Origin of the sequence: Streptomyces sp. NPDC049040 (assembly GCF_043197715.1) — a bacterium.
Classification (GTDB): domain Bacteria; phylum Actinomycetota; class Actinomycetes; order Streptomycetales; family Streptomycetaceae; genus Actinacidiphila.
In genome coordinates this window covers 33,346-47,306 of the sequence record NZ_JBICTO010000004.1, presented here as the reverse complement: position 1 = coordinate 47,306, position 13,961 = coordinate 33,346, and the positions used below count along the sequence as shown (strand labels likewise).

The 13,961-nt window shown below is 71.0% G+C and carries 10 protein-coding genes; 6 read left to right on the top strand and 4 right to left on the bottom strand.

Going from position 1 to position 13,961, the window contains the following annotated elements:
• Nucleotides 1-108 precede the first annotated feature (108 nt).
• Complete coding sequence (locus ACGFMP_RS12845) at nucleotides 109-2,202, bottom strand: PQQ-dependent sugar dehydrogenase (RefSeq protein ID WP_393672213.1); 2,094 nt, start codon at nucleotides 2,200-2,202, stop codon at nucleotides 109-111.
• 746 nt (nucleotides 2,203-2,948) lie between these two features.
• Between ACGFMP_RS12845 and ACGFMP_RS12840 the strand changes: the two genes are divergently transcribed.
• From ACGFMP_RS12840 to ACGFMP_RS12830, 3 genes are all read left to right on the top strand, one after another.
• On the top strand, nucleotides 2,949-3,638 hold the full coding sequence (locus ACGFMP_RS12840) for a sugar-binding domain-containing protein (RefSeq protein ID WP_393672212.1): 690 nt from the start codon (nucleotides 2,949-2,951) through the stop codon (nucleotides 3,636-3,638).
• A complete protein-coding gene (locus tag ACGFMP_RS12835; RefSeq protein ID WP_393672211.1) occupies nucleotides 3,596-5,755 on the top strand; it encodes a glycoside hydrolase family 2 TIM barrel-domain containing protein in 2,160 nt (719 codons plus the stop codon). Before ACGFMP_RS12840 ends, ACGFMP_RS12835 begins: the two co-directional genes overlap by 43 nt.
• A 176-nt stretch (nucleotides 5,756-5,931) precedes the next feature.
• Nucleotides 5,932-6,561: a YceI family protein gene (locus ACGFMP_RS12830; RefSeq protein WP_393672209.1), complete on the top strand. Its 630-nt coding sequence runs from the start codon at nucleotides 5,932-5,934 to the stop codon at nucleotides 6,559-6,561.
• 39 nt (nucleotides 6,562-6,600) lie between these two features.
• On the opposite strand, the gene ACGFMP_RS12825 is transcribed toward ACGFMP_RS12830, so the two are convergent.
• Both ACGFMP_RS12825 and ACGFMP_RS12820 read right to left on the bottom strand, forming a co-directional pair.
• Nucleotides 6,601-6,894: a YiaA/YiaB family inner membrane protein gene (locus ACGFMP_RS12825; RefSeq protein ID WP_393672208.1), complete on the bottom strand. Its 294-nt coding sequence runs from the start codon at nucleotides 6,892-6,894 to the stop codon at nucleotides 6,601-6,603.
• 129 nt (nucleotides 6,895-7,023) lie between these two features.
• A complete protein-coding gene (locus ACGFMP_RS12820) occupies nucleotides 7,024-8,187 on the bottom strand; it encodes a hypothetical protein (RefSeq protein ID WP_393672206.1) in 1,164 nt (387 codons plus the stop codon).
• 371 nt (nucleotides 8,188-8,558) lie between these two features.
• On the opposite strand from ACGFMP_RS12820, the gene ACGFMP_RS12815 reads away from it, so the two are divergent.
• The 3 genes from ACGFMP_RS12815 (at nucleotide 8,559) to ACGFMP_RS12805 (ending at nucleotide 12,777) form a co-directional block, all read left to right on the top strand.
• On the top strand, nucleotides 8,559-8,813 hold the full coding sequence (locus tag ACGFMP_RS12815) for a hypothetical protein (RefSeq protein ID WP_393672795.1): 255 nt from the start codon (nucleotides 8,559-8,561) through the stop codon (nucleotides 8,811-8,813).
• 548 nt (nucleotides 8,814-9,361) lie between these two features.
• On the top strand, nucleotides 9,362-10,321 hold the full coding sequence (locus tag ACGFMP_RS12810) for a hypothetical protein (RefSeq protein ID WP_393672205.1): 960 nt from the start codon (nucleotides 9,362-9,364) through the stop codon (nucleotides 10,319-10,321).
• 341 nt (nucleotides 10,322-10,662) lie between these two features.
• Nucleotides 10,663-12,777, top strand: a complete 2,115-nt coding sequence (locus tag ACGFMP_RS12805) for a SpoIIE family protein phosphatase (RefSeq protein ID WP_393672204.1) — start codon at nucleotides 10,663-10,665, stop codon at nucleotides 12,775-12,777.
• A gap of 47 nt (nucleotides 12,778-12,824) precedes the next feature.
• Here ACGFMP_RS12805 and ACGFMP_RS12800 read toward each other — a convergent pair whose 3' ends face one another.
• Nucleotides 12,825-13,838: a helix-turn-helix domain-containing protein gene (locus ACGFMP_RS12800; protein WP_393672203.1), complete on the bottom strand. Its 1,014-nt coding sequence runs from the start codon at nucleotides 13,836-13,838 to the stop codon at nucleotides 12,825-12,827.
• Nucleotides 13,839-13,961: the final 123 nt, after the last annotated feature.

Below are 13,961 nucleotides of genomic sequence, written 5' to 3'. Positions count from 1 at the left end.
GCCGCCGCGGCCGGCACGCCGCGCCCACTGCCCGGTGCCGTCCGACGCCTCTGAGGGGTGAGTCGGACGGCACCGGAGCAGCCCGCGGACACGGGATGCCGCCACGCGTCAGCCGAGGGCGACGTGGAGGATCTTTTCGTTGCTGTTGTTCGGGATGCTGTCTTTGTCGCCGTCGTTGCTGGTGGTGAGCCAGAGTCCGCCGTCGGGGGCGGGTTCGACGGTGCGCAGGCGGCCGTAGGTGCCGTTGAAGTAGGTCTGCACGTTGGTGAGATCGCTGCCGTTGATGGTTTCGCGGTACATGCGGGTGCCGCGTTCGCAGGCGATGTAGAGGACGTCGCGGACGATGGCGATGCCGGAGCAGGAGCCGTCGGCGGTGGGGTAGGTGTGTTTGGGGGCGATGTACCCGGCGGTGCCGCAGGTTCCGCTGGTGCCTTCGCAGGCGGGCCAGCCGTAGTTGCCGCCCTTGGTGACGAGGTTGGTCTCGTCCATGATGGCGTTGCCGAACTCCTGCTCCCACAGGCGCCCTTGGGAGTCGAAGGCGAGGCCTTGCGGGTTGCGGTGGCCGTAGGACCAGACGTAGTTGCCGAAGGGGTTGTCCGAGGGGACGGTGCCGTCGGGGTTCAGGCGCAGGATCTTGCCGTTGAGGCTGTTCTTGTTCTGGGCGTTGTCGCCGTTCTGGGCGTCGCCGGTGGTGGCGTAGAGCTTGCCGTCGGGGCCGAAGCGCAGGCGTCCGCCGTTGTGGAACTTGTTGCGCAGCATCCCCGGGAGCAGGATCTGCTCGCTGCCGAGGGTGAGCTTGTCGTTGTCGAGTCTGATGCGGACGATGCGGTTGTCGGTGGGGGAGGTGTGCATGATGTAGAGCCAGTGGTCGCTGGTGTAGGTGGGGGAGACGGCCAGGCCGAGCAGGCCGCCTTCGCCGTCGGTCTCGTCGACGTCGGGTACGGTTCCCACGGTGGTCTTCGCGCCGGTCGCGGGGTCGAGGTGGATGATGTCGTGGGCGTCGCGCCGGTTGTAGAGGATGGTGCCGTCGGGCAGGGTGACCAGGCCCCAGGGGATGTCGGTGTCGGTGGCGATCTGGGTCACCGCGCAGACCGGGCTGCCGCACGCGGCGCCGGTCTTCACGGTCGCGGTGTTGCTGTGCGCGGAGACGTTGGCCTGCGCGTCGCGGGCGACCACGTAGTAGGCGTAGGTGGTGTCGGCCGCGAGGCCGCTGTCGATGAACGTCGTCGCGGGCGGGGTCGTGCCGTTCGCGGTGACCGTGCCGGCCTTGGTGGTGCCGCGGTAGACGTCGTAGTACTTCACCGCGGTGTTGTCGCTGGAGGCGGTCCAGTTCAGCGTGACCGATGTCCCGGAGACCGCCCCGGTGAGGTTGCCGGGGGCGGTGGGTGCCTGGGTGTCGACCTGGCACTGCGGCGGCGTGACCGACACCGTGGAGCTGGCCTGCGAGACGTTGCCCGCCGCATCACGCGCGTTGACGTACAGTCCCCAGGTCACCCCGGGAACCACCGTCAACGACGTCGACAGGGTCGAACCGCTGACCGACTTCATCAACTGGCCGTCGTGGTAGACGTCGTAGAAGGCGACACCGGTGTTGTCGGACGCCGCGTTCCACGCGAATGTCAGCGAATCGCACAGCAGATTGCTCACCCGCGGGCTGCCCGGCACGGTGGGCGGCTGGGTGTCGCCCGCGGTCGTCTGCCACTTCTGGTTGGACTGGCCGTTGCAGGTCCACAGGTCCACCAGGGTGCTGTTCGCGGTCCCCGCGCCCACGACATCGAGGCACAACCCGGACTGCGCACCGGTGATGGTGCCGTCGCCGTTGATCTTCCACTGCTGATTCCGGCCGCCGTTGCAGGGATAGATCTGCAGCTTGGCGCCGGGGGTGGTGCTCTGGCCGGCCACGTCCAGACACATCGGGTTGTCGTAGACCCGCAGTTCGCCTGCCGAGGTGAACGTCCAGGCCTGGTTGGCCTGCGCGTTGCAGTCGTAGACGTTGACGCCGGCTCCGGATGCCGTGCTCTGGCCGATGACGTCCAGGCACCGCCCGGAGGCTGTTGCCGTGACATGGGCGCCGGTGGCCGCCTGCGCGGCGCCGGAGCTGGTCAGTAAGGCGGCCACCAGCGCGGCGGCCGCGACGAGAGCGGTGGCGAGCGCGGCGGGCAGTCGCCGGAGCCCTCGCCTGTGGTGAGTGTTTCCTGACACGCATGACTCCTTGCAGTGGGGGAGCGGAGACGCCGTTCGCCAGGTGCGGGGATCGGCGCGCAGCGCAGCAGCCGGGCGGCCGTGGAGTGGCCGTGACGCTGCGGACATGGCCGCCACCGGCCGGGAGCGCTGACGGACGTCGGGCCGGGTGTCACCACGAGCGCCTGTCCGCGGTCGAGGCGGCGCCGCGGACGTCGAGCCGGATGCCGCGCACTCGCGGGCACACTTCTCGTCGTTCTGCGCATGCGTACGTCCTTCACCCGTGGGGGAGCGGCTGTCGGCGTGCGCCCGTGGGTCACGGCGCACGCACCGCTGGGAAGTTGGTGCACAGTGTGTGGTCCTGTTCTCCCAGCGGTCAACCCTGGGAGTCAAAAAGACAATTTCCAACAGATGGGATCAGTGGCTGGTTGACGCTGGGGATGCGCGAACGCACCGGAACACAGCAGGGACGCTGCTGCCGTGCCGCTTGACGGGTCGTCAGGGCGCGGTTACCTTCAAGACCGCCCGGGGGGCTTGCGTCCCCGACCGCTGGGCGGCGGTGCTTCCCTGATGGATCCAGGGAATGCCGTCGCCGCACCCGGTGATCGGGCGACGGCCTTTCGACTCTCGCCGCCGGACTTCCCGACCACGGTCTGACAACGCTGTCATCACCAGACCGCGGCCGGTGGGACCGGCCTCGGGACCCGCGATCGGCTCCGCCCCCTGCAACCCGCACGGCTTCGGCATCTCCCTTCAGGAGGTCTCCCATGGATCTGCATCGGCGCGGGTTCCTCACGCTCGGCGCGACGGCGGGCCTGACCGCCCTCGGAGCGGCACGCGCCGCCCCGGCAGGCGCGAGGGTGGCCGACAGTGCGGCAACGCAGACGATGTACCTGACCGGTACCGACGCAGACAGCACGGTGCCGTGGGACTTCATGTGCACCGCAGGTCGCAGGAGCGGCGTCTGGGGCACCGTGCCGACCCCGTCGAACTGGGAGTTCTCCGGCTACGGCACCTACAACTACGGCGGCACGCCGACCCCTGGCGAGAACGGGCACTACCGGCACAGCTTCACACCGCCCGCCTCGTGGGCGGGGCGCCAGATCTTCCTGGTCTTCGAAGGCGCGATGACCGACACCTCGGTCCTGGTCAACGGTGTCTCGGCCGGTCCCACCCATCAGGGCGCCTTCTACCGCTTCCGCTACGACGTCACCTCACTGGTGCGCCTGGGGCAGTCCAATCTGCTGGAGGCGACCGTCACCAAGGACTCCTCCGAGGACTCGGTGAACCAGGCCGAGCGCGAGGGCGACTACTGGAACTTGGCGGCATCTTCCGGCCGGTCTACCTCCAGGCCCTTCCCAGGGCGCGGGTGGACCGGACGGCGGTCGATGCCGGGTCCGGTGGCGCCGTCTCGGTGGACGTCCACCTGGCCGGCAACGTGCCCAGCGGCAGGGTGACCGCCCAGATCACGTCGCTCGACGGCACGAAAGTGGGCGGCGCCTTCTCCGCGGCGGTCGCGGCGGGAGCGAGCCGGGTGACGCTGTCGACCTCCGTCGCCGGCCCGCGGCTGTGGACCGCGGAGACCCCGAACCTCTACCAGGTCGACGTGGTGCTCACCGATGCCCAGGGCGCGCAGGTGCACGGGATCACGGAGCGGTTCGGCTTCAGGACCGTGCAGGTGCGTACCGGCGACGGCCTCTACGTCAACGGACGCCGGATACAGCTCAGGGGCGTCACCCGGCACACGTTCCACCCCACCCTGGGCCGCGCCTCCAGTCCCCGGCTGGCCCGGGAGGACATCGCCTTGATGAAGGCGATGAACGTCAACGCCGTCCGGATGTCCCACTACCCGCCGGACACCTACTTCCTTGACCTGTGCGACGAGTTGGGGCTGTACGTACTGGACGAGCTGGCCGGCTGGCAGCACAGCTACGACACCGCCGCGGGCACCCCGCTGGTCCAGGCGATGGTCACCAGGGACGTGAACCACCCCTCGGTCATCGCCTGGGACAACGGCAACGAGGGCGGCTGGAACACCGCGCTCGACCCGTTGTTCGGGTCATGGGACCCGCAGGGGCGTCCGGTCCTTCATCCCTGGTCGAGCTTCGGCGGGATCGACACCAACCACTACCCGACCTACGACACGGTCAAGTCCAAGCTGGCCGGTTCCACGGTCTTCATGCCCACGGAATTCCTGCACGGCCTCTACGACGGCGGCGCCGGGGCGGGTCTCGACGACTACTGGAACCTGATGGCCACGGCGCCGCGCTCCGCCGGCGGATTCATCTGGTCCCTCATCGACGAGGGCATCAGGCGCGACGACGGCGGCGGCGCGATCGACACCAACGGGAATCGCGGACCCGACGGCATCGTCGGCCCGTTCCGCGAGAAGGAAGGCAGCTACTACACGATCAAGGACATCTGGTCACCGATCCAGCTGACCAGCCGGTCCTACTACGAGTCCACCTTCCCCGCCGCGTTCGACGGCACCGTCGGGCTCACCAACAGGTACGCCTTCACCGACGTCTCCGCCTGCACCTTCACCTGGCAGCTGATCACCTACGCCGCCCCTGGCGCCGGGGCCGGCCACACGGTCACCGCCCACGGAACGAGCGCGAGCCCGAGCATCGCCCCCGGTGCCACCGGGAAGCTCACCCTCGGCCTGCCGGCCGGCTGGGCCGGCTCCGACGCGCTCCGGGTCACCGTCACCGACCCTTCCGGGAGCGAGGTCATCACCTGGGTGTGGACCATCAAGAAGGCGGCCGACCACACCGCCCGGATCGTCGTACCCATCCCCGGGGCACCGGCGGTGACCGCGATCCAGACCGGCGACACCGTCACGATGACCGCAGGCGCCACCGCGGTCGGCATCGCCAGGTCCACCGGCCGGCTGAGCGCGGTGACCAGGAACGGGACAGCGGTGTCGCTGGTCAACGGTCCCGCCCCGGCCGTGGGGAACGCGACGCTGACCGGCCTGACCCACGCCCAGGACGGCGCCGCGCACACCGTCACCGCCACCTACTCCGGCAACCTCCAGTCGGTGCGGTGGCGCCTGGACTCCAACGGCTGGCTCCGGCTCGACTACACCTACGTCCTCACCGGCGCCCACGACTTCCTGGGTGTGGACTTCGACTACCCGGAGTCCAAGGTCACCGGCGTGACCCGGCTGGGTCGGGGGCCCTACCGGGTGTGGAAGAACCGGCTGCGCGGGGTGACCACCGACGTGTGGACCAAGGACCACAACGACACCGTCACCGGGAGGTCCGGCTTCGAGTACCCCGAGTTCAAGGGCTACCACGCCAACCTCCACTGGGCGTCGCTGCACACCACCGAGGGCACCATCACGGTGGCGTCGGCCCAGGAGAACGTCTTCCTGCGGCTGTTCACGCCCACGCAGCCGGCGGATTCGCAGTACGCGGCAGCCCCCTTCCCGGGCGGAGACATCTCCTTCCTCGACGGCATCCCCGCGATCGGCAACAAATTCCACCCGGCCACTTCGGTCGGACCCGCGGGCCAGCCGAACACCGCGACCGGGACCTACACCCGCACGCTCCACTTCCGCTTCGGGGCGTAGCGCAACGGGGTCACGGCGCTCCGTGCGGACGCGGTCGCCTTGCGTGTTCCTCGCGACCAGGCAAGGTCGGCCGGCGCGGACGGAATACCTCGGCGGTCGGTGCGGTTAGGTCAGTTGAATGTTCAACTGAATGGCCGACCGCCCTACCAGGTCGCGCCCGTCCCGAGGAGCACATCATGGGCATCTTCAACCGCAAGACCAGCACCGCCGGCGCCGCCACCACGACCGCGTCCGCCGCGACGACTCCTGCCGCCGTGAGCCCCGGTCTGGCCGCCCTCACCGGCGACTACACGATCGACCCGTCCCACTCGTCCATCGGCTTCGTCGCCCGGCACGCCATGGTCACCAACGTCAAGGGCAAGTTCTCCGACTTCACGGGCTCGCTGTACCTGGACGGCGACACTCCGGCACGGTCCACCGCGACCCTCGACGTCACCATGGAGAGCATCGAGACCGGCTCCCCGGACCGCGACGGCCACCTCAAGAGCGCCGACTTCTTCAAGACGGACGAATTCCCGACCATGACCTTCCGGTCGACGTCGGCCGAGTACGTGGGCGGTGACGACTACCGGATCACCGGCGATCTGACCATTCTCGGTACCACGAAGCCGCTCACCATCGACCTCGAGTTCAACGGTGCCGCCAAGGACCCCTTCGGGAACGAGCGCGTCGGCTTCGAGGGCAAGGCGGAGATCTCGCGTTCCGAATGGGGCCTGACCTGGAACGCGGCCCTGGAAACCGGTGGCGTCCTGGTCTCCGACAAGATCAAGCTGAACTTCGACATCTCGGCGATCAAGAACGTCTGAGCCGTGACCGCCAGGGGCCCCGCGGGGCCCCGGTTCCGGTCAGATGCCCTCGACCTTGAAGGGGTCGTGCTCGGCCAGCAGCTTGTCCAGCCGGGCCTGGTCCACCCGGCTGACCACCTGCACCTCCTGTTGACGGTCCCGTACCACCTTCGCCAGCGTGAAGGTCGACGTCACCACGTAGAGCAGTCCCACGGCCAGGAAGGCGCGTTCCCACGCGCCGACCGGCAGATACGCCACCCCCACCACCATCGCCCCGAGCGCGATCGTGAACGAGATCGCAGCCTGCACGGCATATGCAGCAGTCGTCTGCTGCTGCGGAATCACCTTGGTCATACCGCCACCATCCCCCTCGGGCGAGGCTCCGTCATGAGTACGGCTACTCAACCCCCGGCAGGTGGACTCGTCGGCAGCCATGACCGCAGCCCGCGCCGGGGACGGGCTGCGGCCGGCCGCTCGATCCTCCTACCTGGTCAGGATGGTGCCGCTGCTGAAGCTGTCGCCCTCAGGGCTTGACACGTAGTGCCAGCCGACGATGGTCAGGCCCTTGCCGGAGGCCGCCACGGCGGTGACGCCCAGCGGCAACTCCGGGTCGTTCTGCGGCAGCCCGAGGGACCCCCAGCCGCCCGCGGAGTTCAGGCTCAGGCCGACGGCCCCGTCATCGATGCCGCCCACGACGATGACTCCGCTCCTGCCCCGAAGGGCCACCGACTGCAGGGCGAACGTTCCCCGCGGCAACGGCACCTCGGTCCACGAGGTGCCGTCCCAGTGCAGCGCAAGCCCTGCCGGGGTCTGCTTGTCCGTGTCGCGGGACCAGCCCACCGCCCAGACGTCATCCGGCGTCCGGGCGGCGACATCGAAGAGGATCGCCGAGTCGCCGAACGCCGGGGTCGGCGTGCGCTTCCAGCGCTGCCCGTCCCAGTGCGTGGCGACGGACTGGCCGGTGGCCTCGTCCACGCCCACCACCCAGACGTCGTCGGGCGCCACCTCGTCGACCTGGTTCAGGCTCCAGTTCTTCGAGCCCGGGATGTGCACGGACCGCCACTGCTTGCCGTTCCAGTGCTGCACCACGGGGACCGCCGTGAAGGGGTCCTCGACGTAGCCCTGCCCCACCGCCCAGGCGTCCTGCCCGGAGGCCGCGCTCACCGACAGCAGGCTGGCCTCGACGGTCCCGGCCGGGAGGCCCTTGTCGGACGTCAGGTGCCAGTGGCCCGCGGTGTACCGCCCGACCAGCACACCCTGACCGTCCACGCCCTGGTCGCCGACGAAGAAGGCCGAGCCGTCGGGGGCCGTGGCGATGTCGTTGATCCTGCTGTTCCACGCGCCTGCGCCCTGCAGCGGCAGCTGCCGCCATGCGCCGTCCGTGGCGAGGTCGCGCTTGTAGAGAGTCGGCGTGAAGGAGATCCCCCCGTCGGCGTCGCTGACGACGGCGGCGCCCCCCGCCCAGGTCACCGACGGACCCTGCTGGGCCACACTCATCATCGAGACCTGCCCCGTGGGCGTCTCCACCCACGGCCTGCCTCCCACCGGCGCGGCTGCCGCCGTCCCGCCCAGCGCCAACGCGCCGATCCCGGCCCCCGCCAGTGCCGCGGCCATCCCGCGTCTGACGGTCATCGTGCTGTGTGCCATCTTCCGTGCTCCCCCTTGATCCGTTCGACGCATCCAGGGAGAAGCCGGCCCGCCCGATTCGGCCGGCCGCTTTCCTCTTCCCCCCGTGCCCGGTCGGCGCGAGGAAGCGCCGTGCCGGTACAGATAAGGAGAGCCGGCCCCGGTGAACGGTTGCAGCGAACCGCGCTTCCGACGGCGGGTGTGGGAAGCAAGCCCTGGGCGGGTTCGCCACGGGATCGGCCGTGACCCGGAGTCCGCGGCAGCCACCAGGCCGATCCTCTTCCCGGAGGTGAACGCGGGCGAGGCCGTTCGCGCATCCGCCGTGCGCCCCGGCATCTCCGGCCGGCGGGTTGCCGCAGCGGCTGCCGGTCCGACAACATCGGGCCATGGACATGGGAGCGGGAGACTTTTCGGGGGCGCCGGGAGAGTCGGCGGCATGCAGCAGTTGCGGAACGACCGGCCTGGAGCCCGGCTTCATCGAGGACTCCGGCGAGGGTTCGCGCGGCTACGCCCGCTGGATCGCGGGCCCCCTGCAACGCGGCGTCTTCGGCGGGGCGCGCCGCATGGGCAAGCAGCGCTGGCAGGTGGAGGCGTTCCGCTGCCCGGCGTGCGGGCACCTGGATCTGTACGCGCACAAGCCGGTGTAGGGCGCGTCGCCGCACCGCCCGGTGGCGCCGGCGGCCGCCGTCCGCACGGGCGCCGCAGCAGGTGAGAGCCGCCTCCGCCGGAGCGGCGCCCTCTGACACGCCGGCCCCACCGGGCTCCTGCTCACATCCGGGGATCGAACGGGTGTGGACCCCCTCGCAGCGGGTACGCGCCCTGTTGGCCCCGAAGGGTGCCAACGTCCCCTCGGGGACCGGCGGCTCTGCCGCCAGAAAGCGCCCGACCGTCCACCCCCCCGGACGGTCGGGCGCTCCTCCCTGCCGAGGGAGCCCCGGCCCGCGGCGGTCGGCGCATCGCCATCGAGCGGCCGACGTCGCACTGCCGGAACCGCGGGACGCCGCGCAGGCGTCGGGAGCGGTGTGACCACCGCGTCGAGTCAGGCACCACCCCGGTGCCCGCCGAAGGCGGGAACCGCCGGCTCATAGCGCCCGGGACCGGGTAGAGCGCCTCGTTCCGCCCTCCAGCCCGACAAGGGCAGGCCATACTGAAGGCGCAAAGCATCATCCCTGGGGGGGACCGTATGCGACAGCACATGCCTTTCTTCCGTTGGGTCGCCACTCTCGGCCTGGTCTTGATCGGCTGCTCGGTGGGTCTGTACGCGGCTTCCTCCGACCCCGACATCCGGCAGATCGACCTGACGGTGATCCACGAGGCGCCCAGCGGGGCCTGCACGGTGCGCTGGACCGACCCCTTCGACGGCCACCAGCACCAAGGGCCGTACACCTGCCACGCCGACCGGGTGCAGATCCTCAAGGGGTCGAGCTACGACCCGGTGACCGGCCACGGCTGGGACACCGGCTGGATCGTCGCCTCGGGCTCCCACAAGGGCGACCTCTACTCCCTGGACCAGAGCGCCGACGGCCGGCTCACAACCGCCGACAAGCTTCTCCTGGCCGGGCTGCTCGCGACGATCGTCGGTGCGGTCGGGGGCAACATCCGGGCGCTTGCCCGGATGACCGGTGTGAACCCCGCGATCGTCGGCCGGGCACGGCGACTGCGTGACGCCGCGGCGCTGGTGGCAGAGGACCACCGGCGCGCGCTGGAAGCCGTACGCGACGCCTGGACGCCGCAGGTGGCCCTGACCGATCCGGAACTGCTCGCCGCCCTGCGCGTGCTGGTGGAGGCCGGCGTCCACGGCCGCAAGGTCGCCACGACCGGTGCCGATCTGGCGAACCGCCTCGACGCGCTGCTGACCGACGCGGCCCCCGCCGCGGGCCGCCGCCAGATGCTCGCCGCCGGCCGTGAGGACCGGCTGCGGGCCCTGGCGGCCGTCTCCGAACTCCGCTGGGCTCTCGCCGAGGCCGAATGCCGCAACCTCGCCGAGCAGTTCGCCCAGACCTCGGTCGACCTGCTCCGAGGCCCGGACAACGCCCCGTCCGCCCTGACCGCCACGGTGGACTACGAGTCCCGGCCTGCGGACTACGCCAGGGCGCTCACCGAAGTGGTGGGTGTCGTCCCCTCACCGGCCGTGACACCCGCCGTGAGCAGCTGAACGGCGGAGTACCCGTCGGCGTGGCGGCTCCCGGGGGAGCATCCCGCCGGTCGCGGTCCGTGCTCACCGCCGCCGGTGGCTGTGGGTGGCGGACCCGGGGCAGACTGCGGTCCCCAGTGCGGGTCCAGGTGCGGGGTCGTCGCCCGCAGCAACTTTCCCGGGCGGAGACCGAGACTCTGACCAGGGGGAATCGCGCGCCCGGGGCGGGCCGCGAGCGTACGGGCGCACATCGTCACGCTCGGTCGTCCGGTGCGTCCGGCGCTCTCGTACGCTGGAAGGGCCGGTTGCCCGGCCCCGAGGAGGCCGGCCGGCGACTGCGAGGCGGCCACGGAGGGTATCGAATGGCGCACAGTCTTGAGGGTGCTGCCGGTTTGGGGCAGGCCTATGTCGACTTCGCCAAGAGCGCTTCGGACGTCCCTGCCCCCGCTCTGGCACTGATCGGCACGGACGGGAGCATCCTGGCCTGGGGCGACGGCTGCCGAAGGGTGCTCGGCTACCGCCCCGAGGAGATCGTCGGGCGGCCGGTGGCGGATCTCCTGGTGGGGCAGGTCGAGGCGGAGGCGTGGTCACCGGCCCAGGGTGCCGTGGGGAAACGGGGCAACCGGCAGGCCGCGGAGGCGGTGGTTGAGGCCAGGCACCGTGACGGCCGGGTCGTCCGGCTGACGGTGGAGGTCGTGGCCGTGAGCGCCCCGAGCGGCGTGGACGGTGCGGGCTGCTGGTTCGTCGCGGTCACGGGAACGCCGGACGGCGAGCCGCCCGGGGAGGGGGAGGCCGGCTTCCTCGACCGGTCGCCGCTGGCAGTGGCGGTCTGGGACGGCGAGATGCGACTGCTGTGGCTGAACCGGGCTTCCCGGGAGGTGATGGGTTTCGCCTCCGAGGGGGACCCGGGCGCCGCGGTGCTCCGGGTCCTCCGCGGCTTCGACAGGACCATCCTCGAGCCGGTGATGCTGGGGGTGCTGGCGTCGAGGGAGCCGGTCGGCGACCACGTCGTCAGATGGGTGTCCCCCGAGGTCGGCCGGGAGGTCGTCTTCTCCTCCTCGCTGTTCCCTCTCGCGTCGGGCGACGGCACCCCGCTGGGCATCTGCTCCGTCTCACTGGACATCACCCCCAGCTGGGAACGCGAGCGGCTCGCCCTGCTCAGCAGGGCAGCCCAGCGCATCGGGACCACCCTCGACGTCATGACCACGGCGCAGGAGCTCGCCGACATGGCGGTCCCCGCGCTCGCCGACTACGTGGCGGTGGACCTGGCCGAGGCGGTGCCGATGGGGGAGGAGCCGCTGGAGCGCATGCCGGAGGGCGACGGGCTCGGCATCCCCGTCCTGCGCAGGGCGGGAATGGCCTCCATCCACGAAGGAGTGCCCGAGGCCCCCTTCCCGGTGGGAGGGGTCGTGTACGCGGTCCCCGGATCGCCGTACCTCGACGTGCTGAGCGAGGGGCGGTCCCATCTCAGCCCGGTCCTGGAATCGGGTGCAGGTACATGGCTCGACCGCGATCCGGTCCGCAGGCAGCGGGTCGAGGAGACCGGCATGCACTCGCTGATGATGGTCCCGCTCAGGGCGCGGGGTACGGTCCTGGGCCTGGCCGCGTTCGCCAGGAACGACAATGCCGCCCCCTTCTCCTGGGACGACCTGCTGCTGGCGGAGGAGCTGGGTGTCCAGGCGTCGCTGAGCCTGGACAACGCCCGCCGCTACACCCGTGAGCGCACCGCCGCCCTCGCCCTGCAGCGCAGCCTGCTGCCGGAGATGCTGTCGGGCGGGGCCGCGATGGACCTGGCCACCCGCTATCTGCCGTCCGCCCGGCACGAGGGGGTCGGCGGCGACTGGATGGACGCCATCGAGCTGCCGCGGGGCCGCATCGCCCTGGTCATCGGGGACGTCGTGGGGCACGGCATCCACGCGGCCGCCACCATGGGCCGGCTGCGTACGGCGGTCCACACCCTCGCCGTCCTGGACCAGCCGCCGGCCGAGGTGCTCGACAACCTCAACCAGGTCAGCGCCCAGCTCGCACCGTCGGACAGCTGGAACACCACGGGCTATCCGTCGATCGCCGGGGCGAGCTGCCTGTACGCCGTCTACGACCCGGCCGACCGCGTGCTCACCGTGGCACGCGCCGGTCACCCGCCACCGGTGCTGGTGACTCCGGACGGCCGCGCCGGCATTCCCGACACACCGGTGGGCCCGCCCATCGGGACCGGCACCGGCCCGTACGAGTCCGTCGACCTGGAAATCCCCGCGGGCACGCTGGTCGCGCTGTACACCGACGGGCTGGTCGAGACCCGGGAGGCCGACATCGACGCCGGCCTCGACCGCCTGACCGCCGCCCTCCGCGACCCGCCGGCCGACCTCGACGACCTGTGCGAACGCACGGTCGCGGGGATGACGGCGCGCAAGCCTCCGGAGGACGACGTGGCACTCCTGGTGGCCCGCACCCGCGCCGCCGGCGCCCCGCCGGCATGAGCGGGCGCCGGTGACCACGCTGACGGGATTCGCCGTGCGTGCGCCCGTCAGCCTGCCGCGGGAGCCGCTTCCATGAGCGTTGCCACACGGGCGGCGTGGCGGTAGTCGCGCGGGGTGATGCCGTAGGCGGCGCGGAAGGCACGGGTGAAGGTGGCGTGGTCCTTGAAGCCGTGGCGGGCGGCGATGACGTGGATGGGGACGGCGGACGCGGAGGCGTTGGCCAGGTCGGCGCAGGCGGACTCGAGACGCTGGCCGCGGATGTAGCCGGCCACGGTGATGCCGTCCTTCCGGAAGAGCTGGTGCAGGTGGCTGCGGGAGACGAAGTGGGCGGCTGCCACGCTGCCTGGGGTCAGGTCGGGATCGCACAGATTGCGCCGGATGAAGGCCTTGACCTCCAGCGTGAGGGTGCGGGTACGGGTCTCCGGCGGAAGGTGCTCTTCTGCGTCGAGCGCCCGTGCGAAGAGCGCGGTGACGAGTTCGGAGAGCACCCGGCCCAGCCTGGGTGCCTCGGCCGGCTGGTAGGTGCTGGTGCCGGCGGTCACCTGGATGAGGAACTGCACCAGGAGGGCGCCGATGCCGTCGCGTCCCGACATGGCCTGCCCGATCACCTGTCGCAACCGGCCCCAGGGCAGGTCGAGCGACGTCCTGGGCACCTCCACGCCGATCATGTCGACCGGTCCCGGGCGGCTGACGATGTCGTAGGCCTGCGAGGTGTGGTTGGTGTGGAAGTCGTACGGACCGAGGACCGACTCGGCCCGCTCCCACCGGGCCACGCCGCCGCCTCGCAGGACGAGTGTGAGGTGGCAACTCTCCGGGTCGGACTGCCGTATGAGTCGGGGTGTGCGGTGGAAGCTCAGCTGCGGGAAGGTGGTCGGCCACAACGAGGCCTCGCCCAGGTCGATCTGACTCAGCGTCCCGTCGAAGTCGGCCGCGAAGTCGCTCATGAGATGCATCGGTGCGTGCGCCTGGCTCACGAGCTGCTGGAACACGTCGAACCTGTCGCCCACCGGCAGGTCCGCACTGTTGAACACCTTCACGTCCAACACCAGGGAATCCCTCACTCCGTCTCCTGTGGCCGACCCGCCCCGCACGGCGGCGAGTCGACCACGCCCGTACTTGCCCAGCACGGACCGGAGCCGCAGTGTCAAGGGATCGGTTCCGTGCCGCGGCAGGTGGTGATGTCG

Bases quoted from the DNA above. Each gene is read 5' to 3' on its own strand.
- ACGFMP_RS12820 (WP_393672206.1), bottom strand. From the start codon at position 8,187: ATGGCACACAGCACGATGACCGTCAGACGCGGGATGGCCGCGGCACTG.
- ACGFMP_RS12830 (WP_393672209.1), top strand. From the start codon at position 5,932: ATGGGCATCTTCAACCGCAAGACCAGCACCGCCGGCGCCGCCACCACG.
- ACGFMP_RS12815 (WP_393672795.1), top strand. From the start codon at position 8,559: ATGGGAGCGGGAGACTTTTCGGGGGCGCCGGGAGAGTCGGCGGCATGC.
- ACGFMP_RS12840 (WP_393672212.1), top strand. From the start codon at position 2,949: ATGGATCTGCATCGGCGCGGGTTCCTCACGCTCGGCGCGACGGCGGGC.
- ACGFMP_RS12810 (WP_393672205.1), top strand. From the start codon at position 9,362: ATGCCTTTCTTCCGTTGGGTCGCCACTCTCGGCCTGGTCTTGATCGGC.
- ACGFMP_RS12805 (WP_393672204.1), top strand. From the start codon at position 10,663: ATGGCGCACAGTCTTGAGGGTGCTGCCGGTTTGGGGCAGGCCTATGTC.
- ACGFMP_RS12825 (WP_393672208.1), bottom strand. From the start codon at position 6,894: ATGACCAAGGTGATTCCGCAGCAGCAGACGACTGCTGCATATGCCGTG.